We start from the raw sequence: 20,668 nt of genomic DNA, 5'->3' as shown, positions 1-20,668 counted from the left end.
ATGACTGAAAGGATAATCCCGGCTGGAATGACAGAAAGAGAATATTTTGAGATTCATGCGACTGAGAAGGAATTTTTAGACTGGTACTGCAAACAGGATCTTCCTCAGTATGAAAAACCGAGCGTGACGGTGGATATGGTAGCTTATTGCTTTGTGGAAGGGAAAATCAAACTCTTGCTAATCCGTCGTAAGGCCCATCCTTATCAAAACTGTTTGGCTTTGGTCGGTGGTTTTATGGATAAGAGTGAAGATGCAAGGCATGCTTGCCAGCGTGAGGTGCGAGAAGAGGTTAACCTCGACCTTCCTTTGGAAAAAATCGAGCAGTTGATGACAGTGTCTACCCCAGGTCGTGATCCGCGGGGCTGGACGGTTACTATCGCCCACTTGGTGTATCTACCTAGCCGCGCACTCGAACTCGTTCAAGCTGGAGATGATGCCAAGGATGTTGTTTTTGTCGATGTTGATTTTCAGACGGGCAAGTGCTTCCTAGAGGGACTAGAGTTGGAGGAGCACGCCTTCGCCTTTGACCATTATGCCATTATCCAAGAGTCTATTAAACGAATCCAAGGGCGTCTTGACTGGAATCCGACCTTCCTCTATCTGCTAGAGGAGGAGTTCACTGTCTATGAAGGAACCGAATTAGTCAATCTCATCAACCCAGGCCGACCAATCGTCAGCAATAACTTTCTCGTGAAATATGGTGAGTATGTAGAAGAAGTTGGGCTCAAACGAGTGCCTAAAAAGAAACCAAGAAAAACCTATCGATTGAAATAAAAATCTTGGGGATAGACATCGATAGACCAAGTCTCGATTTCCTAGTCTCAGTCCTGAGAAGTTTCAACAAATCCGATGGCTGTTTGAAGCTTGAGAATAGAGAAAATAAAGTTTGCGTCACAAGCCAAGTCAGCTATCGTATCAAAGGTTTATTATTCATAAAAAAGCGAGGTCGGGATTTTTTCCCGACCTCTTTTTGATAATATTTGACAGCTTTACTAATTAAGGATGTTTATCTGTCTTTGAATTGCTCATGATTCGAATGAATAAATCCTTGTATTTATATTTTAAATAGGTTTCGTGTAAATACAATAAAGCCACGTAGACAATCATGAAAATAGCAGTTAGGTAGAACAAATCAAATGTTGTTTGAGCGTAATGAGTAGCTGCCCCATAAGAAACGAAAGCATCTAAAATCACCCAAGGAAGATACTTGTAATATTTGCTTAACATAAGCCTACACCTCCAATATCCTATCTCAATTTTATTATAGCCCTTCAAGAAAAAAATGCAAGCGATTACGCTTGTAAAATATAGTATTTTTAGTAGGAAAAATTTTCCTGTTTTTTTAATTCTTTACGAATAAAAGATATAGGAGGGATAAGGAAATAAATGTACTAAAAAATAATTCTAAAAAATTTTAGATAAGTAGTTGACAAATTTCAAAACAAATATTACAATAATGTTACAAATATATTTCTTAAAATTTCAAAAGTGTTACAAAAGGAGCATAAAATGAAAAATAAAACTTCTATCAAATTAATGGCTGCAACTGTACTCGCTTCAACTCTGCTATTGGGGGCTTGTGGTAATAAGAAAGAAAATACCACAAGCGATAGTTCTAGCAAGACAACACAAGCATCTTCTAGTTCTAAGGCAAGTTCTTCAAGTAAGGATAACAAGACTCAGAAATCCTCAAGTTCAGCTTCATCAGAAAAAACTAAGGCAGCTTCTTCTGATCAGTCAACGACTACTGCTAACCAATCACAAGCAACACCAGCACCAGCACAAAAACCAAGACAGAGCCAAGAACCTTCTAACCAACAGGCATCTTCGCAAACTCCGTCAAATCAGCAAGGCTCTCAAGCACAGACAAGCCAATCAGCTTATGATCCAACTACTGACCGCAAACTTCAAGATAAGCAAGCAGAACACAACAAACGTTACAAGGGTGTTCTAACCATGGTTGATGGAGATTTCTCTGCCGCAGCTGGCAACTGGAAGGGTGCTAATGGTGAGACTATTACTGTTTCATCAGGTGGTCAATTTACAGTAGAATCTGCTGATGGTAAGAAAGAAAATTACTCTATCCAAGGCTATGCCTATACCCTTGATGATGGTAAATATAATGCCAAAATTGGTGGTGGAAAAATCATCCAAATTACAACAGGCGCAGATGGAACTGTATCTAGCGTTGCTTTGATTCAGCCATAGGCTTGAGTACTTTTAATTGCCCCCTAAAAACAAGAAACCCGTAGCTATTGAAGTTACGGGTTTTCATCTTGGTTGTTAAGCCTTATCTAATTGCAAGAGGGCTTCAATCTCTGCTAGGGTGCTAGCTTGTGAAATGGCTCCACGGAGTTTGGCTGCGCCAGATGTTCCACGGAGATAGTGAGGAGCTAGGCCACGGAATTCACGGACCGCAACCTTTTCTCCCTTGAGGTTAATCAAGCGTTTCAAGTGCTCGTAGGCAATTTTCATCTTGTCTTCGAAGGTTAAATCAGGCAGGATTTCTCCTGTTTCAAAGTAATGATTGATTTGGTTGAAGAGGTAAGGATTCCCCATAGCTGCACGGCCAATCATAACGGCATCAGCACCGACTTCTTCGATACGTTGTTTGGCTTCTTGGACAGTGCGGATATCACCGTTGGCGATGAATGGAATCTTAGTTAGAGCTTGGGCAACCTCGTGAAGGGTCTCAAGGTCCGCGTGTCCAGTGTACATTTGCTCACGGGTACGACCGTGCATAGCGAGTGCAGAAACACCTGCAGCTTCAGCAGCGAGGGCATTTTCTACTGCAAGAGACGGGTCAGACCAACCTGTACGCATTTTGACAGTGAGGGGGATATCAAGGACAGATTGTACCTTGTTGATGATAGAGTAAATTTTATCTGGGTCCTTGAGCCACATAGCTCCAGCTTCGTTCTTCACGATTTTGTTAACTGGACAGCCCATGTTGATATCGACGATATCGGTCTTGGTGTTTTCTTGGATGAATTCTGCTGCGCGTGCGAGGCTGTCTTCATCACTACCAAATAGTTGGATAGAGACTGGGTTTTCTCCCTCATCGATATGAAGCATGTGAAGAGTTTTTTCGTTGTTGTATTGGATTCCCTTGTCAGAGACCATTTCCATGACAACAAGGCCTGCCCCAAGTTCTTTAACAATGGTGCGGAAGGCTGAGTTGGTTACACCAGCCATAGGCGCTAAAACGGTACGATTGGGAATCTCAACATTGCCAATCATAAAGGGGGTATTAAGATTTGTCACGAATGAGTTCCTCCAGGTCGTTTTCATCAAAATTATAAGTAGTTTGGCAGAATTGACAAGTGATTTCTGCCCCGTGGTCTTCGTCCTTCATTTCCTGCAAGTCTGAGCTTGGCAGACTAGAAAGAGCCTTCATAAAACGTTCTTTGCTGCAGTCGCATTGGAAACGAATTTCTTCTTCTGACAGACGTTTGTAGGGTTCGTCGCCATAGATAGCTTTGAGAAGAGCTTCGATATGGTCATCGCTTTCTAGAAGAGTCGAAATGGCTGACATTTCTTGGATACGTTTTTCAAAACGAGCAATTTCTTCTTCCTTGGCTCCTGGCAAAACTTGAACAAGGAAACCGCCTGCTACTTTGACCTTGTCGTCTTTGTCTAAAAGGACATTGAGACCAACTGCTGACGGCGTTTGTTGGCTTTCAGTCAGGTAAAAGGCAAGGTCTTCTCCGATTTCTCCAGAGATAAGCGGAGTCATAGAGTTATAAGGATTTCCAGTGCCGTAGTCTGTGATAACGAGAAATTGACCATTGCCGACAAAAGGTCCGACTAGAACTTCACCAGTTGCAGTCTTTTTGATGTCAACACCAGGATTTTGAACGTAACCTTTGACGTTCCCCTTGGTATCAGCGACGGTGATGATGGCACCTAGAGAGCTGGAACCCAACACCTTAACAGTCAGCTTGGTATTTCCTTTTTCATTGGCTGCGAGAATCTGGCTAGCGATAAGAGTACGACCAAGTGCAACAGTTGAACTGGCTTGAGTTTGATGTTTTTCTTGAGCAGTGCGGACGGTTTCAGTGCTATCAAGGACAAAAGCACGAAAGGCTCCGCTTTCTGATATAGTTTTAATAATTTTATCCATAGCTACTATTTTAGCATAAAAATGCCCAAAGGGGGAGTGCTGTGTTTGAATAGTAGTGAGGGTTATTCTGGCATTTTTTATATTATGTTCTGCTTGAAGGAGAAAATGTAAGGGGTAACGAATATATTTAGGAGACTTGATGGAAAAAGCTGAGTCTGGTCAATTTTTAGTTCTTTCTTTTTATTGTAGGAGTCACAAACGACTTTAGAAGGAACAAACACCAGTCTATTATTTAAAAAACGACTTGGATATGGAAGATTTGGCAGTGATTCGTCAGATATAATTTGCTTAAAAGGCTTGGGGAATCAGGTCTTTTTTGTGAAATTCTCACAATCTTATCAAAAATTTTTAAAATTTTAAAAATTTGATAAACAAGAAAGCGTTTTATTTTGTATACTAGTTAGTGTAAAGAGGAAATAACCTCAAGATCTTTATCAGGAGGACAGAACATGTCACAAGAAAAATACATCATGGCTATTGACCAAGGAACTACCAGTTCTCGTGCCATTATTTTCAACAAAAAAGGGGAAAAGGTTAGCTCGAGTCAAAAAGAATTCACACAAATCTTCCCACAAGCAGGTTGGGTTGAGCACAATGCAAATGAAATTTGGAACTCTGTCCAATCTGTAATCGCTGGGGCTTTTATCGAAAGTGGTATCAAGCCAAATCAAATCCAAGCTATCGGGATTACCAACCAGCGTGAAACGACAGTTGTTTGGGATAAGAAAACAGGTCTTCCTATCTACAACGCTATCGTTTGGCAGTCTCGTCAGACAGCGCCTTTGGCTGAACAGCTAAAAAAACAAGGTTATGTAGAGAAATTCCATGAAAAGACTGGTTTAATCATCGATGCTTATTTCTCAGCTACTAAGGTTCGCTGGATTTTGGACCATGTAGAAGGTGCTCAAGAGAGAGCTGAAAAGGGTGAGTTGCTCTTTGGTACGATTGATACTTGGTTGGTTTGGAAATTGACTGACGGTGCAGCTCACGTGACTGACTACTCCAATGCAGCCCGTACCATGCTTTATAACATTAAAGAACTCAAATGGGATGATGAGATTTTGGAAATCCTCAACATTCCTAAAGCTATGCTCCCAGAAGTTCGTTCAAATTCTGAACTCTATGGTCAGACAACTCCTTTCCATTTCTATGGTGGACAAGTACCAATCTCGGGTATGGCTGGAGACCAACAAGCAGCTCTCTTTGGACAGTTGGCCTTTGAACCAGGTATGGTCAAGAATACTTATGGAACAGGTTCTTTCATCATCATGAATACGGGTGAAGAGATGCAGTTGTCTGAAAATAATCTCTTGACAACGATTGGTTACGGAATCAACGGCAAGGTTTACTATGCCTTGGAAGGTTCTATCTTCATCGCAGGAAGTGCCATTCAATGGCTTCGTGATGGACTTCGTATGGTAGAGAACTCACCAGAATCTGAAAAATATGCTCGTGATTCTCACAACGATGATGAAGTTTATGTCGTTCCAGCCTTTACAGGTCTAGGTGCTCCATACTGGAACCAAAATGCTCGCGGTTCTGTCTTTGGTTTGACTCGTGGAACAAGCAAAGAAGACTTTATCAAGGCAACTCTTCAATCTATCGCCTATCAAGTACGTGACATCATCGATACCATGCAAGTGGATGCTCAGACAGCTATCCAAGTCTTGAAGGTGGATGGCGGTGCAGCTATGAACAATTTCCTCATGCAGTTCCAAGCGGACATCTTGGGAATCGACATCGCACGCGCCAAAAACTTGGAAACAACTGCTCTAGGAGCAGCCTTCCTAGCAGGTTTGTCAGTAGGCTACTGGAAGGACTTGGATGAGTTGAAACTCTTGAACGAGACAGGAGAACTCTTTGAGCCATCTATGAACGAATCGCGCAAGGAACAACTTTACAAGGGCTGGAAGAAGGCTGTGAAAGCAACCCAAGTCTTTGCGGAAATCGATGACTAATACTCAATGAAAATCAAAGAGCAAATTAGGAAGCTAGCCACAGGTTGCTCAAAGCACTGCTTTGAGGTTGTGGATAGAACTGACGAAGTCAGTAACCATACCTACGGTAAGGCGACGCTGACGTGGTTTGAAGAGATTTTCGAAGAGTATAATACTGGAAGAATAAAGCGACTCAGTTAAAAAGTGTGTAAATATGGAATTTTCAAAGAAAACACGTGAATTATTAATTAAAAAATGCAGGAACGTACCCTGGACCTCTTGATTATCGGTGGAGGAATTACAGGGACTGGTGTAGCCTTGTAGGCGGCAGCTAGTGGGCTTGCGACTAGTTTAATTGAAATGCAGGATTTCCCAGAAGGAACATCAAGCTGTTCAACAAAATTGGTTCACGGAAGCCTTCGTTACCTCAAGCAATTTGACGTAGAAGTAGTCTCAGATACAGTGTCTGAACGTGCAGTGGGACCGTTGATTGTCGGTATCGGCCTTTCACTGGGGGGACAACTGGTTATGCCTTGAACCCAGCTTGTGATCTTGGTCCTCGCATCATACACAGCCTTCTTCCAATTCCAAACAAGGGAGATGGGGACTGGTCTTATGCTTGGATTCCAGTTGTAGGACCTATCCTCGGTGTAGCCTTGGCTGTCCTCGTATTCTCACTTTTCTAAGATAAAAGAGCTATTTGCAACAGAGTTTGAGATGGAAGTCTCAGGCTCTTTTTTGTCATTTTTGATGGCAAAAATATTGATATTTTAACTTATCTTAAAGTAAGCTAAAACCAACTTTTAAATGACGGTAAACAGTTGAAAATTAGCATGATAAAGTGGTAAAATGGGAACAAGAAAAATAGTAAATGTATATTTGCATAAAATTATTGAAAATTTACAAAAAGAAGTTAATTATGGATAAAAAGAAACCAATCTATGTTTTTTTAGGACAAACTGTCCTGTATTTTATTGTTCTACTTGGTTTGCTTTACTTTTTTAGTTACCTAGGACAAAGTCAGGGAAGTTTTATTTACAATGAATTTTAGTTTAAAGGAGAAGAATCATCGTGTCTAATAAGCCTATAAAAGATATGATTGAAGCGATTGAATATTTCGCCCAAACTCAACCTACCTTTCCAGTATACAATGTCTTAGGGCAAGAGCACACTTATGGTGATTTAAAGGCTGATTCAGATAGTTTGGCTGCAACCATTGATCAGCTAGGATTACCTGAAAAATCTCCAGTAGTCGTTTTTGGTGGTCAGGAGTATGAAATGTTGGCTACCTTTGTAGCTCTGACTAAGTCTGGTCATGCCTATATTCCAATCGATAGCCATTCGGCCTTGGAGCGCGTGTCTGCTATTCTTGAAGTGGCAGAGCCAAGCTTAATCATCGCCATCAATGAATTTCCATTGGAAAACCCAGCTGCTCCAATCATGTCCTTGGAGCAAGTGCGTGAAGCTTATGTGGCTCAGAATGCTTATGACTTGCAACATCCGGTAAAAGGGGATGATAACTACTACATTATCTTTACCTCAGGGACAACTGGGAAACCAAAAGGGGTGCAAATTTCGCACGATAACTTGCTCAGCTTTACCAACTGGATGATTACAGACAAGGAATTTGCAACGCCAGAGCGTCCGCAAATGTTGGCGCAACCACCCTATTCCTTTGACTTGTCTGTCATGTATTGGGCACCGACCTTGGCTCTTGGAGGAACCCTTTTTGCTCTTCCGTCAGCCATCACTCAAGACTTCAAACAACTCTTTGCAACTATCTTTTCTCTTCCGATTGCGATTTGGACTTCAACACCATCTTTCGCAGATATGGCCATGTTGTCTGAAGATTTCAATGCTGAAAAGATGCCAGGGATTACCCATTTCTACTTTGATGGGGAGGAGTTGACCGTTAAAACCGCTCAGAAATTGCGCGAGCGTTTCCCAAATGCACGCATCATCAATGCCTACGGCCCAACGGAAGCGACGGTAGCTTTGTCGGCAGTCGCTATTACAGATGAGATGTTAGCGACTCTTAAACGCTTGCCAATCGGTTATACCAAAAAAGACTCTCCAACCTTCATCATTGATGAGGCAGGCAACAAATTGCCAAATGGGGCGCAAGGGGAAATCATCGTGTCTGGACCGGCTGTTTCAAAAGGTTATATGAATAATCCAGAGAAAACAACAGAAGCCTTCTTCGAATTTGAAGGTCTTCCAGCTTACCACACAGGCGATGTCGGAACCATGACGGACGAAGGCCTCCTTCTCTATGGTGGACGGATGGACTTCCAGATCAAGTTTAATGGCTATCGTATTGAACTAGAGGATGTCTCTCAAAACTTGAACAAATCCAAGTACGTTGAATCTGCTGTTGCAGTACCGCGCTACAACAAAGATCACAAGGTCCAAAATCTCTTAGCCTATGTCATCTTAAAAGATGGGGTCAAGGAACAGTTTGAGCGCGAAATTGATATTACCAAAGCCATTAAGGAAGATTTGGAGGATATCATGATGTCTTACATGATGCCGTCTAAGTTCCTTTACAGAAAGGAATTGCCACTGACTCCAAATGGCAAGATTGATATCAAAGGATTAATTAACGAGGTGAATAATAGATGATGGATTTCCTGAAACAGCTGCCTCATATTGAGCCGTATGGGAATCCGCAGTACTTTTTGTACGTGATTACTGCTACCTTGCCAATCTTTATCGGACTTTTTTTCAAAAAACGTTTTGCCTGGTATGAAATACTGGTTAGTCTCTTCTTTATCGTTACCATGTTGACGGGAGGTAAGACCAATCAATTGGCTGCCTTGGGTATTTATCTGTGCTGGGAAATATTGCTCCTGCTTTTCTACAAGTACTATCGAAAAAGTAAGGATGGCAAGTGGGTATTCTACCTCGTTAGTTTTCTGTCCCTCCTTCCGATTATCTTTGTCAAGGTGCAACCGGCTATCAATGGAACGCAGTCTTTGCTTGGGTTCTTGGGAATTTCTTATTTGACATTTCGTTCGGTAGGAATCATCATCGAACTTCGAGATGGAGTCATTAAGGATTTGAAGATGTGGGAGTATTTGCGTTTTCTTCTCTTTATGCCGACATTTTCAAGTGGTCCTATTGATCGTTTCAAACGTTTTAATGAAAATTATCAGACAATTCCAGAGCGCGATGAGTTGATGGATATGCTAGCCGAGTCCGTTCGGTATATCATGTGGGGATTTCTGTATAAATTTATTCTAGCTCATATTTTAGGCGAGATTTTATTACCACCTCTAAAGAATCTAGCTTTACAGACAGGTGGCGTCTTTAACTATTATGTAGTCGCAGTCATGTATGCATTTGGTTTGGAACTCTTCTTTGACTTTGCAGGTTACTCTATGTTTGCTTTGGCAATTTCAAATCTGATGGGAATTCGTAGTCCGATTAACTTCAACAAACCTTTTTTATCAAGGGATTTGAAGGAGTTTTGGAATCGTTGGCATATGAGTTTATCTTTCTGGTTCCGTGATTTTATTTTTATGCGCATGGTCATGTTGATGACGAGAAAGAAGCTTTTTAAGAATCGAAATGTGACTTCAAGTATTGCCTATATCCTGAACATGCTCCTTATGGGGTTCTGGCATGGACTAACTTGGTTTTACATTGCCTACGGACTCTTTCATGGACTAGGCTTAGTCATGAATGATGCCTGGGTTCGGAAGAAAAAAACGCTCAATAAGGAACGTAAGAAAGCAGGGCGACCTCCATTGCTTGAGAATCGTTGGGCTCAGTTACTTGGCATGGTGATAACCTTCCATGTCGTGATGATTTCATTCTTAATCTTTTCTGGATTTTTGAATGATTTGTGGTTTAAAAAATAGAAGGAAATTAAAAAATGGATATCAAATCAGAAGTTATTGAAATTATTGATGAATTATTTATGGAAGATGTTTCTGACATGATGGATGAAGATCTTTTCGATGCAGGTGTCTTGGACAGTATGGGAACAGTTGAATTAATCGTGGAAATCGAAAATCGTTTTGACATTCGTGTTCCAGTGACAGAGTTCGGTCGTGATGACTGGAATACAGCCAATAAAATTGTAGCAGGCATTAGGGAGTTGCAGAATGCTTAAGCGTTTGTGGTTAATCTTAGGCCCTCTGCTTCTTGCTAGTTTTCTTGTTTTCTTACTGATCTTTTTCTATCCAAACAATCCGAGTCATAATTTGACTGAAGAAAAATATTCTGCAGCAGCGATTAGTTCGGAAAGTTTTAAAGAGAGAAGTCAAAAAGTGAGAGCCTTTACGGAACCTAATATGCGCTTTATTCCCTTTTTTGGCTCAAGTGAGTGGATTCGTTTTGATAGCATGCACCCAGCGGTTTTGGCGGAGAAATATAGTCGTCCCTACCGCCCCTATTTTTTGGGTCAAGCAGGAGCAGCCTCGCTTAACCAGTATTTCGGTATGCAACAAATCTTACCAGAAATCGAGGAAAAGCAGGCAGTATTTGTCATTTCCCCTCAGTGGTTTACAGAGGAGGACTATGAGCCAGCCTTCTTCCAAAACTACTTTAACAACGATCAGTTGACAGCCTTTTTAGAAAATCAATCGGGAGATATAGGAGCCAAACATGCGGCTAAACGTCTCTTAAAGCAAAATCCTGGAGTCTCTATGAAGGGTATCGTTGAGAAACTGTCAAAGGGTGAGGAATTATCAGAGGTTGATCATGCTATTATCAAGGCTTTTGCACGTTTTAATGAGCGTCAGGCCTCTCTATTTGGGCAATTTTCCATTCGAGGAAAACTCAAGTACAAGGAACATGTGGAGAACTATTTAAAAGATCTTCCGGATCAATTTTCTTATGAGGAGTTAGAAAAAATTGCTCGAAAGGATGCAGAAGCCAATACCAATAATAACGATATGGGAATTGAAAATCAATTTTATAAGACTCAGGTGAAAGACTACCTCGAGAAGTATAAGGGCTATCAAAAAAATTACAATTTCCTCAAGTCGTCTGAATATAATGATTTGCAGTTGGTTCTCAATCAATTTGCAAAATCAAAGGTCAATGTCCTTTTTGTGATCCAGCCTGTCAATAAAAAATGGATGGCCCATACAGGGCTCAGCGAGGAAATGTACCAACATGCTGTTGAAAAAATTCGTTACCAGTTAGAAAGTCAAGGTTTCACCAACATTGCTGACTTTTCTAAAAAAGGCGGAGATCCCTACTTTGTCAAGGACACTATTCACATTGGTTGGTTGGGGTGGCTGGCTTTTGATAAGGTTGTCAATCCCTTCTTAACGGATCCGACTCCAGCTCCAGACTATAAAATGAATGACCGTTTCTTCAGTAAGGACTGGGCGACCTATGATGGAAAGATCAAAGATTTTCAATAATAATATAGAAAAGAGTTTGAGCTTTTTGTTCAGACTTTTTTTATGAAATGTCGGATAGGTTACCTTCAAAAAGGCTAAAAGTTTTAAAATCATGATAAATAGCGTATAATGGTAGAAGAAAGAAGAAGGGAAAGGGATTCCAAAATGAATAAACGTTTCTTGTTGCCTGTCCTATCGACAGCCCTATTAGCTCCAGCCTTTTTAGCTGGACAAGTCTATGCTGAAGAAAATACTAGTTCTTCAGAAGTTACAGAAGTTGTGAGCACTGCAGAAGCACCAGTAGTAGCAGCGACTCCTGAGGTTGTTACAAGTACGGCAACACCAGCTGAAGAGGTTGCACCTCAAAAAGAAGAAGCAGATACTGTTATCTTGCATACCAATGACGTGCATGGTCGTATTGTAGAAGAAAAAGGAGTAATTGGAGATGCCAAGCTCGCGACAGTTATTGAGAAGGAGCGAGAAAAGGGCAACCAAACGACTCTAGTAGTGGATGCAGGTGATGCCTTCCAAGGTCTGCCGATTTCAAACTCTACAAAGGGTGAAGCTCGTGCCAAAATCCTAAATGAGATGGGCTACGATGCTATGGCTGTAGGAAATCACGAGTTTGACTTTGGACTTGACGAAGCTAAAAAATACAAAGAAATCTTGAACTTCCCACTGCTTAGCTCAAATACTTATGTTAATGGAGCTCGTCTATTTGAAGCAGCAACAATTGTTGATAAGAACAAGGATGTTGCAGGTGATGAATTTGTTGTCATCGGTGTGACAACACCTGAAACAGCTACCAAGACCCACCCTAAAAATGTTAAAGGCGTAACCTTTACAGAACCTATTGCAGAGGTTAACAAGGTTATCGAAGAAATTCAAGCTAAAGCCTTGGCAGAAGGCAAAGACTACAAACACTATGTTGTTCTCGCTCACTTGGGAGTTGATACAACAACACCAGTAGAATGGCGCGGTTCAACACTTGCAGAAGCACTTTCAAAAAATCCTCTTCTGAAAGGTAAACGTGTCACTGTTATTGATGGTCACTCTCATACAGTAGAATCTACTACCTATGGGGACAATGTGACCTACAACCAGACAGGAAGCTATCTCCATAATGTTGGTAAAATTACTTACAAATCTCGCCAATTATTGGGAAATCCTTCGCTCATTGCGGCTGCAGATGCTAAGAAATTGGAAGCTAATCCAAAAATTGAAAAACTTGTCAAGGACATCAAACAAAAGTATGACGCTGAAAATGCTATAGAAGTTGTTTCAAATAGCCCAGTTGAATTGAACGGTGACCGTGAAAATGTTCGTGTCCGTGAAACCAACCTTGGAAATGTCGTCGCAGATTCTCTCTACCAGTATGGTCAAACAGGATTTAGTCATCCAACAGACATCGCTGTGACAAATGGTGGTGGCTTGCGTGAAACGATTGCCAAAGATAAGCCAATTACAAAAGGAAATGTCATTGCAGTCTTGCCATTTGGAAACACCATCTCACAAATTCAAGTAACTGGTCAGCAAGTTCTGGATATGTTTGAAAAATCTCTCGGCTCTATCTTGCAGGTTGATAAGGCAGGAAAAACTGTCTTGGATGAAAATGGTCAACCATTGCTAGAACCAAGTGGTGGATTCTTACAGATTTCAGGAGCCAAGGTCTACTACGATACAAACCTAGTCGCAGGTAAACGCGTCTTGGCTATTCAAGTGAAGAATCGTGCAACTGGTCTTTATGAAAAACTAGATTTGGCGAAAATCTACTACCTAGCAACCAATGACTTCCTTGCAGCAGGTGGTGACGGTTATACCATGCTTGGTGGTGCTAGAGAAGAAGGTCCTTCAATGGATGCTGCCTTTGAAGACTATCTCAAAACAGCTGATTTGACTCAGTATGAAAAGGTAAATCCAAATTCACGCACGATTTCTGTGGACTCAAAAACATTTAAACTTCCTGAAGAAGGTAAAGAGCAAGATCCAGCTAAACCAGTAGAAGACCAAGCGACAAAACCGACTCAACCTTCTACTGTAAAAGTTTATTATAAGGTTGCAGATAAATTTGCCAACAAGACAGTCGTATCAGAAAAATTACTTCCAAATACAGGTAGTGAACAATCTATTTTCATGATGCTACTTGGTATGATTCTTGGAGCGACAGCCCTCTGGACTAGCCGTAAACAAGAAAAATAATTCTAAAAGATGAAAACATCTCAGGTGTTTTCATCTTTTTTCTTGACTCCTTGCTTGGATGTGATATACTTAACTAGTAAAGGAATGGTGTGATACTCAATAAAAATCAAAGAGCAAACTAGGAAGCGAGACGCAGGCTGTACTTGAGTACGCCAAGACGAAGCTGACGTGGTTTGAATTTGATTTTTGAAGAGTATGAAAACCTTATATTTATAGAAATTCCGTTCTGAGAAAGGAGCAAATCATGAGACAGTTGGCAAAAGATATCGATCGTTTTTTAAATGAGATTATTCTCAAGGCGGAAAACCAACATGAAATTCTCATCGGTCATTGCACCAGTGATGTGGCCTTGACGAATACGCAGGAGCATATTCTCATGCTTTTATCAGAGGAGTCGCTCACCAACTCTGAGTTGGCGCGTCGTCTCAATGTCAGTCAAGCTGCCGTTACCAAGGCTATCAAATCCCTGGTTAAGGAGGGAATGTTAGAAACGTCTAAGGATCCTAAGGATGCTCGCGTTGTCTTCTATCAATTGACAGACTTGGCTCGACCTATTGCTGAGGAACACCAGCATCATCATGAGCATACCCTCTCGACTTATGAGCAGGTTGCCACTCAGTTCACACCAAACGAACAAAAAATTATCCAGCGGTTTTTAACTGCTTTAGTAGGAGAAATCAAGTAATGAGATACATCACAGTAGAGGATTTGTCCTTCTATTATGACAAGGAACCGGTGCTTGAGCATATCAATTACAGTGTTGATAGTGGGGAGTTTGTCACACTGACAGGAGAAAATGGAGCGGCAAAGACTACTCTTATCAAGGCTAGTCTAGGTATTTTACAACCAAGATTTGGCAAAGTTACCATTTCAAAGACTAATATTCATGGGAAGAAATTAAGAATTGCCTATCTTCCCCAGCAGATTGCAAGTTTTAACGCAGGCTTTCCAAGTACTGTTTATGAATTTGTTAAATCCGGTCGTTATCCAAGAAAGGGCTGGTTCCGCCGTTTGAATGCTCACGATGAAGAACATATCAAGGCTAGTTTAAACTCTGTTGGTATGTGGGAACATCGGGATAAACGCATTGGTTCCCTCTCTGGTGGGCAAAAGCAGAGGGCTGTTATTGCACGTATGTTTGCTTCGGATCCTGATATCTTTATCTTGGATGAGCCGACGACAGGAATGGATGCGGGGACCAAGGATGAGTTTTATGAACTCATGCACCATAGTGCCCACCATCATGGCAAGGCTGTTTTGATGATTACCCATGATCCAGAAGAAGTCAAAGACTACGCAGATCGTAATATTCACCTTGTTCGTGACCAAGATTCGCCATGGCGTTGCTTCAACGTCCATGAAAGTGATCAGGAGGTGGACCATGCTTAATCTACTGTCTTATGATTTTATGCAGCGGGCCTTTTTGGCTGTTATTGCCATGAGTCTCTTTTCACCAGTTCTGGGGACCTTCCTTATCTTGCGTCGTCAGAGTCTTATGAGTGATACTCTGAGTCACGTCTCGCTTTCAGGGGTTGCCTTTGGCTTGGTTTTAGGAATTTCTCCGACCATTTCAACCATTGTGATTGTCTTGATTGCAGCGGTCTTCCTTGAGTATCTCCGTACGGTTTATAAGAGCTTTATGGAGATTGGGACAGCCATTCTCATGTCTACAGGACTTGCAGTTTCACTTATTGTTATGAGTAAGGGGAAGAGTTCTAGTTCGATGAGTCTGGATCAGTATCTTTTTGGTTCTATCGTGACTATTAGTCAAGAGCAGGTCATTAGCCTCTTTGTTATTGCAGCGGTTGTTTTAATTCTGACCTTCCTCTTTTTAAGGCCTATGTATATTCTAACTTTTGACGAGGATACAGCTTTTGTCGATGGTCTTCCTGTGCGTACCATGTCTATCCTCTTTAACATGGTAACTGGTGTGGCTATTGCCCTCATGATACCAGCAGCGGGTGCTCTTTTAGTATCGACTATCATGGTCTTGCCAGCTAGTATTGCGTTGCGTTTAGGGAAGAACTTTAGTTCCGTGATGATTCTAGCTAGTGCCATTGGATTTCTAGGTATGGTGGCGGGACTCTATATTTCCTATTATGCAGAGACACCACCAAGTGCAAGTATTACCATTATCTTTGTAGTTGTCTTCTTATTAGTCAGTTTACTCAAACGTTTTATCAAATAGGAGAAGTACATGAAAAAACTAGGCCTACTTTTGGCAAGTCTTGTGACCTTGTTCTTAGTCGCTTGTTCCAATCAAAGACAAGCAGACGGGAAATTAAATATCGTCGCAACTTTCTATCCTGTATACGAATTTACCAAGCAAGTAGCAGGCGACACAGCCAATGTCGAACTCTTAATCGGGGCTGGAACAGAGCCACATGACTATGAACCCTCACCTAAGGCAGTCGCTAAAATCCAAGATGCTGATGCCTTTGTTTATGAGAATGAAAATATGGAAACTTGGGTTCCTAAGCTTTTAGAATCTCTAGATGCAAAAAAAGTAAAAACAATCAAGGCTACTGGAGATATGTTGCTTCTTCCAGGTAGTGAAGAAGAGGAAGACCATGACCATGGCGAAGAAGGCCATCATCACGAGTATGATCCTCACGTATGGTTGTCTCCTGCGCGTGCCATTAAGCTTGTAGAGCACATACGTGACAGTTTATCAGCTGACTATCCAGATAAGAAGGCGACTTTTGAACAAAATGCAGCTGCCTATATCGAGAAATTGCAAGCTCTGGACAAGGCCTATACTGAAGGACTTTCTAGTGCAAAACAAAAGAGTTTTGTGACTCAACACGCTGCCTTTCGTTACTTAGCTTTAGACTACGGACTCAATCAAGTTTCTATCTCAGGTCTTTCCCCAGATGCGGAGCCTTCAGCAAGCCGTTTGGCAGAATTGACCGAATACATTAAGAAAAATAAGATTTCTTATATCTACTTTGAAGAAAATGCCTCACAAGCCCTAGCTAATACCCTCTCAAAAGAAACCGGTGTCAAGCTAGATGTTCTGAATCCTCTTGAAAGCTTGACAGAAGAGGACATGAAAGCCGGTGAGAATTACATCTCTGTTATGGAGAAAAACTTCAAGGCCCTCAAGCAGACAACTGATCAGGCAGGAGCAGAGATTGAACCAGAAAAGGCAGAGGAAACTAAAACCGTTCAAAATGGTTACTTTGAGGATGCAGATGTTAAGGACCGTACCCTAAGTGATTATGCTGGTAACTGGCAGTCAGTTTATCCTTTCCTTGAAAATGGGACTCTTGACCAAGTATTTGACTACAAGGCTAAATTGACTGGCAAGATGACTAAGGATGAGTACAAGGCCTACTATCAAAAAGGTTACCAAACAGATGTAAGCAAGATTAATATTACAGATAATACTATGGAATTCATCCAAGGTGGCCAAAGTAAGAAATATACTTACAAGTATGTCGGCAAGAAAATCCTGACTTATAAGAAAGGGAATCGTGGAGTCCGTTATCTCTTTGAAGCGACAGATGCGGACGCTGGACAATTCAAGTATGTTCAATTCAGCGACCACAATATCGCCCCAGTCAAGGCAGAGCATTTCCATATCTTTTTTGGAGGCACTAGTCAAGAAGCCCTCTTTGAAGAGATGGACAACTGGCCAACCTACTATCCAGATGGCTTATCAGGTCAAGAGATTGCCCAAGAAATGTTGGCTCATTAAATCTAGACAATCCTTCCTACATGGGGAGGATTTTTCTTGTTTTTTCATCTCTAAGCATCTGGATTGACATTGGTTGATAAGGGTGTATAATAGGTGTAACAAAAATAGTTACAACAAAAGAGGTTTTCTATGGTTTACGAGTATAATAGTCGCATTCATTTGGCAGAGGTGTCTTTAAATGTTAGAGATTTAGCAGGTCAGACTGCTTTTTATCACCAATTACTTGGTTTGGAGATTTTGAATCAATCGGAAAAAGAAGTTCTTTTAGGTGCCGGTGGGAAACCGCTAGTTCGGCTAATTAAGACAGATGACATTAGCAATCCTAAGCAAAGTTATGGTCTTTATCATATGGCCCTTCTTTTGCCAAGTCGTGAAGATTTGGCTAATGTTTTTAAACACTTGTTAGACTTAAAGATTCCATTAGTTGGTGGAGCTGATCATGGCTATAGTGAAGCTATCTATCTTGAAGACCGGGAGGGTAATGGCATTGAGCTCTATAGAGACAAGCCTGTGACCGAGTGGGACATTCGAGAGGACGGGCGAATTATTGGTGTGACAGAAGAGCTGTCTGCCCAAGCTATCTATGAACTAGGACGAGACCTAGAGCCTTTTGTGATCGCAGAAGGCACTCGTATGGGCCATGTTCACCTATCTGTTAAGAATAGTCGAGAGTCGAGTTCTTTTTATCAAGAGTCTCTTGGTCTTGAGGATAAATTCACGATTCCACATGCCAGTTGGATAGCATCAGGGGATTACCATCACCATTTAGCTGTTAATGAATGGGGAGGAAAAAGTTTAGCTCGACGTGAGAATGGATTGACAGGCCTAGCCTACTATGTGGTGGAAGTTGAGAACAAAGAGGAATTATTAAAAGTATTTGCTCAATCTCAAACTGGCAAGACGACAACTCAGTGGTTTTCGTCTTCAGAATTCAGCATGACTGATAAAGACGGCATTGTTACTCGAGTGAGGGTGGAGGGCTAAAAGGTTTTAGCTTTAAGGAAAGAGATACTTTTGACAAGGGTTTTCATTAGAGATATAATGAGGAAAAATTGTTCAAGGAAAAAGAGATGACAAAATCAAAGTACATTACTCGCCTCAAACGCTCTGAAGGTCAATTGCGGGGGATCCAAAAAATGATAGAGGAGGAGCGTGATTGTGTCGATATCCTTACTCAATTAACAGCAGTTCGATCCAGTGTTGATCGTGTGATTGAGTTAATCATTACGGAAAATTTAACGGCTTGTATCAATGACCCTCTAGAGGATCCCCAATCCCAGAAGGAACGTTTAGAAAAAGCTGTTCAATACTTGATTAAACGTAAGTAAACTGCTCCTTCTATGATATAATAGTAGTGAATGTTGAGGTAAAAAAGCGACTCCTTGTAAAATGTCAAAAAGCTAGTAGAAGAACATGATGGCAACATTGTCTCAAGTTACGCAGATGAAGTTGACAGAGGAGATTTGCTAGACTTATCTGAAAGGATCTTGACAGATAGCAAATGATACGATTCTTATCTCAGATGAGCTAATCAAGTTTTAAGCTGGACCATTGGGACCGGATTTTGTGCAAGTCTATCAGAGTAAAGGGGCAGATAGACTTTCTTGCGAAATTAGTGTTACAAATCCATACGATCATTTATGGAAAAACAGGCTTGGATGTGGAAGTATTGTTTTTCGTGATTCACAAGCCATCTTAGAGCAGAGCATACTGCCTGATTTTAAAAATTGGAGTGTTAGAACAGATATGAGAACAAGTGAAACCTACTTAGAAATCGCTCAACTATTAACCAGTAATCAGGAAATTTTAGAAAGTTTGAAAGTCTGTTTTGAGACACCGCAAGCTTATTTCCAAGAGCATGCTGATCGATATGATGAACGTTGTATCGATGCAGAGGATGACGAGGCTACTCTCCAATGGATTGGCCTAGCAGATGAGTTGCTAGAAAGTGGTAGTTTTGTGGAGTTAGATTGGAATACGGAGAAGGAAGATTTTCTCTATGAGCTAGAATCCTTGGTTAAGAAATACAAGCTTCCTCTGCAGGAGGAGTTACTCAAAGAGGATGGGGATATTCCGCTGTGGGCTCAAACTCTGGATCAGGAGTGGGAGTCGCGAGGCTTCTGTCTAGCAGCTATGGATATTGATAGCGATAGCTATGTCCTCTTTCCGTGTCAAGTAAGAGATTTATCGAGCCTTATCACCCTTAGTCAAAAAGTAAATCAGCGCTTTGACTATGCCAAAAATATGTAATTGCTAGTAGATTAAAGGAGCGAGTCCAAGATGATTTTTGCTTTTAAGAATGCACCTAACACGGCCTGAATCGTTTGACAACATGTTATGGATGGGAAAAATCCCATCACCTTAATCTCCCACGATAAAGAGGATGGGATGTGGCAATTCTTGTGTTCGGAAGATCATACCCTAGAGGACGTCCGCCTTATTTCCCTAGCTGAAGCATGTAAACTAGATGAGTCTATCAATCAAGTTGCGGATCTGCCTTGTGGCTTTGTGGTGGAACGGACAGAGGCTAAAGCTAGTTGGAAGGTGTATTCGTCATCAGCTGTGGAATCATAGCTTAAGTCCAAAAAAGTTCTTGTCTTAAAAGTGTAAATGGGACTGATAATCCTTAAAATCCAGTTTTAGCTACGAACATAAGCCTAGGAGGTGGCAAGATGGAATCGTACACTAAAGTAGTGGAAAAGCTAGAAGAGTTAGCTATTCCCTTTGAAGTTGTGGAGCATGAGCCTGCCCTAACGACTGAGCAAGCAGATAGCTTCATCGAAGGAATCGAAGGTGTTCGCACCAAAACCATGTTTCTAACTAACAAAAAGAAAACAGCTTTTTATCTTGTCATTATGGATGATAAAAAACGTCTGGATATGGAGTTATTGAAGGATTTGATAGGGGCAAATAGGATTCGTATGGCTTCTTCTGAGAGTCTCTTTGAAAAAATGAGCTTGCCCGCAGGAGTTGTTTCTCCCTTTGGTTTGCTTAACAATGCTGACAAAGATATTCAAGTTTATTTCGACAAAGAAATTATGTCGGAAAAACGGATGAGTTTTCATCCTAATACTAACGAGAAAACCCTCTTTTTAGATAGGACAGATTTACTGAAATTCTTAGAAGCCATTGGCTATCAAGCTCATATCCTTGAATTATAAAGCTCAAAAGAGGATGACTACCAAGTTTTCAAAATTAGAAAAACGCCTACTATCAAGTGTTGACTGAACTGCACCCCAAAAGTTAGACATAAAAATCTAACTTTTGGGGTGTTTTTATTATGAAATTAACTTATGATGATAAAGTTCAGATCTATGAACTTAGAAAACAAGGCTATAGCTTAGAGAAGCTT

21 protein-coding genes and 3 pseudogenes are annotated in these 20,668 nt (G+C 41.1%); 21 read left to right on the top strand and 3 right to left on the bottom strand.

Translation table 11 applies throughout. The features are described 5' to 3' along the window. Window positions 1-774, top strand: a complete 774-nt coding sequence (locus QM874_RS07135; protein ID WP_000140040.1) for an NUDIX domain-containing protein — start codon at window positions 1-3, stop codon at window positions 772-774. Window positions 775-996: 222 nt separating this feature from the next. Here the strand turns inward: QM874_RS07135 and QM874_RS07130 are convergent, their stop codons facing one another. Next, entirely contained in the window at window positions 997-1,227 is a 231-nt protein-coding gene (locus QM874_RS07130) for a hypothetical protein (RefSeq protein ID WP_315640071.1), read from the bottom strand. Window positions 1,228-1,509: 282 nt separating this feature from the next. Between QM874_RS07130 and QM874_RS07125 the strand changes: the two genes are divergently transcribed. Beyond that, window positions 1,510-2,208: a hypothetical protein gene (locus QM874_RS07125; protein ID WP_414316773.1), complete on the top strand. Its 699-nt coding sequence runs from the start codon at window positions 1,510-1,512 to the stop codon at window positions 2,206-2,208. A 75-nt stretch (window positions 2,209-2,283) separates the two neighbouring features. Here QM874_RS07125 and dusB read toward each other — a convergent pair whose 3' ends face one another. Next, the gene (gene dusB / locus QM874_RS07120) at window positions 2,284-3,264 is read right to left on the bottom strand and encodes a tRNA dihydrouridine synthase DusB (protein WP_414316772.1); all 981 of its coding nucleotides are present in this window, start codon (window positions 3,262-3,264) and stop codon (window positions 2,284-2,286) included. Continuing rightward, window positions 3,251-4,123 carry an Hsp33 family molecular chaperone HslO gene (gene hslO / locus QM874_RS07115; RefSeq protein ID WP_414316771.1) on the bottom strand — a complete coding sequence of 291 codons (873 nt, stop codon included), beginning with the start codon at window positions 4,121-4,123 and terminating at the stop codon, window positions 3,251-3,253. The genes dusB and hslO overlap by 14 nt, the downstream gene beginning before the upstream one ends. Window positions 4,124-4,572: 449 nt before the next feature. On the opposite strand from hslO, the gene glpK reads away from it, so the two are divergent. From glpK to QM874_RS07020, 19 genes and pseudogenes are all read left to right on the top strand, one after another. Then, complete coding sequence (gene glpK, locus QM874_RS07110; protein ID WP_414316770.1) at window positions 4,573-6,081, top strand: glycerol kinase GlpK; 1,509 nt, start codon at window positions 4,573-4,575, stop codon at window positions 6,079-6,081. Window positions 6,082-6,274: 193 nt separating this feature from the next. Further along, window positions 6,275-6,540 (top strand): annotated as a pseudogene (locus tag QM874_RS07105) (FAD-dependent oxidoreductase); the annotation flags it as partial. Continuing rightward, window positions 6,535-6,746: pseudogene (locus tag QM874_RS07100) on the top strand (aquaporin); the annotation flags it as partial. The pseudogenes QM874_RS07105 and QM874_RS07100, both read left to right, overlap by 6 nt. Window positions 6,747-6,979: 233 nt before the next feature. Further along, window positions 6,980-7,111, top strand: a complete 132-nt coding sequence (locus tag QM874_RS07095; protein ID WP_000358457.1) for a teichoic acid D-Ala incorporation-associated protein DltX — start codon at window positions 6,980-6,982, stop codon at window positions 7,109-7,111. A 20-nt stretch (window positions 7,112-7,131) separates the two neighbouring features. Next, window positions 7,132-8,682 carry a D-alanine--poly(phosphoribitol) ligase subunit DltA gene (dltA, locus tag QM874_RS07090; protein WP_414316769.1) on the top strand — a complete coding sequence of 517 codons (1,551 nt, stop codon included), beginning with the start codon at window positions 7,132-7,134 and terminating at the stop codon, window positions 8,680-8,682. Beyond that, window positions 8,679-9,923: a D-alanyl-lipoteichoic acid biosynthesis protein DltB gene (dltB, locus tag QM874_RS07085; protein ID WP_414316768.1), complete on the top strand. Its 1,245-nt coding sequence runs from the start codon at window positions 8,679-8,681 to the stop codon at window positions 9,921-9,923. The genes dltA and dltB overlap by 4 nt, the downstream gene beginning before the upstream one ends. Window positions 9,924-9,937: 14 nt before the next feature. Next, window positions 9,938-10,177: a D-alanine--poly(phosphoribitol) ligase subunit DltC gene (gene dltC / locus QM874_RS07080; RefSeq protein ID WP_061853292.1), complete on the top strand. Its 240-nt coding sequence runs from the start codon at window positions 9,938-9,940 to the stop codon at window positions 10,175-10,177. Beyond that, window positions 10,170-11,438 carry a D-alanyl-lipoteichoic acid biosynthesis protein DltD gene (dltD, locus tag QM874_RS07075; protein ID WP_414316767.1) on the top strand — a complete coding sequence of 423 codons (1,269 nt, stop codon included), beginning with the start codon at window positions 10,170-10,172 and terminating at the stop codon, window positions 11,436-11,438. Before dltC ends, dltD begins: the two co-directional genes overlap by 8 nt. 144 nt (window positions 11,439-11,582) lie before the next feature. Further along, complete coding sequence (gene nt5e / locus QM874_RS07070; protein WP_414316766.1) at window positions 11,583-13,616, top strand: cell surface ecto-5'-nucleotidase Nt5e; 2,034 nt, start codon at window positions 11,583-11,585, stop codon at window positions 13,614-13,616. Window positions 13,617-13,860: 244 nt separating this feature from the next. Next, the gene (gene adcR / locus QM874_RS07065; protein ID WP_414316765.1) at window positions 13,861-14,301 is read left to right on the top strand and encodes a zinc-dependent transcriptional regulator AdcR; all 441 of its coding nucleotides are present in this window, start codon (window positions 13,861-13,863) and stop codon (window positions 14,299-14,301) included. Further along, window positions 14,301-15,005 carry a metal ABC transporter ATP-binding protein gene (locus QM874_RS07060; RefSeq protein ID WP_414316764.1) on the top strand — a complete coding sequence of 235 codons (705 nt, stop codon included), beginning with the start codon at window positions 14,301-14,303 and terminating at the stop codon, window positions 15,003-15,005. Before adcR ends, QM874_RS07060 begins: the two co-directional genes overlap by 1 nt. Further along, window positions 14,998-15,804 carry a metal ABC transporter permease gene (locus QM874_RS07055; RefSeq protein ID WP_414316763.1) on the top strand — a complete coding sequence of 269 codons (807 nt, stop codon included), beginning with the start codon at window positions 14,998-15,000 and terminating at the stop codon, window positions 15,802-15,804. The genes QM874_RS07060 and QM874_RS07055 overlap by 8 nt, the downstream gene beginning before the upstream one ends. 9 nt (window positions 15,805-15,813) lie before the next feature. After that, the gene (locus QM874_RS07050; RefSeq protein WP_414316762.1) at window positions 15,814-17,316 is read left to right on the top strand and encodes a zinc ABC transporter substrate-binding protein AdcA; all 1,503 of its coding nucleotides are present in this window, start codon (window positions 15,814-15,816) and stop codon (window positions 17,314-17,316) included. 129 nt (window positions 17,317-17,445) lie between these two features. After that, on the top strand, window positions 17,446-18,300 hold the full coding sequence (locus QM874_RS07045; protein WP_414316761.1) for a VOC family protein: 855 nt from the start codon (window positions 17,446-17,448) through the stop codon (window positions 18,298-18,300). Between the two features lie 86 nt (window positions 18,301-18,386). After that, window positions 18,387-18,644: a metal-sensitive transcriptional regulator gene (locus QM874_RS07040; protein ID WP_414316760.1), complete on the top strand. Its 258-nt coding sequence runs from the start codon at window positions 18,387-18,389 to the stop codon at window positions 18,642-18,644. 418 nt (window positions 18,645-19,062) lie between these two features. Continuing rightward, window positions 19,063-19,566, top strand: a complete 504-nt coding sequence (locus QM874_RS07035; protein ID WP_414316759.1) for a DUF6630 family protein — start codon at window positions 19,063-19,065, stop codon at window positions 19,564-19,566. An 87-nt stretch (window positions 19,567-19,653) separates the two neighbouring features. Then, the gene (locus tag QM874_RS07030; protein ID WP_414316758.1) at window positions 19,654-19,890 is read left to right on the top strand and encodes a hypothetical protein; all 237 of its coding nucleotides are present in this window, start codon (window positions 19,654-19,656) and stop codon (window positions 19,888-19,890) included. 98 nt (window positions 19,891-19,988) lie between these two features. Continuing rightward, entirely contained in the window at window positions 19,989-20,477 is a 489-nt protein-coding gene (locus tag QM874_RS07025; protein ID WP_414316757.1) for a prolyl-tRNA synthetase associated domain-containing protein, read from the top strand. Between the two features lie 119 nt (window positions 20,478-20,596). Beyond that, window positions 20,597-20,668: pseudogene (locus QM874_RS07020) on the top strand (transposase); the annotation flags it as partial.

It is taken from the genome of Streptococcus infantis, from assembly GCF_047463615.1.
GTDB lineage: Bacteria > Bacillota > Bacilli > Lactobacillales > Streptococcaceae > Streptococcus > Streptococcus infantis_X.
Note: the sequence above shows the minus strand (reverse complement) of the source record. Positions and strands in the feature narration are given on the sequence as shown.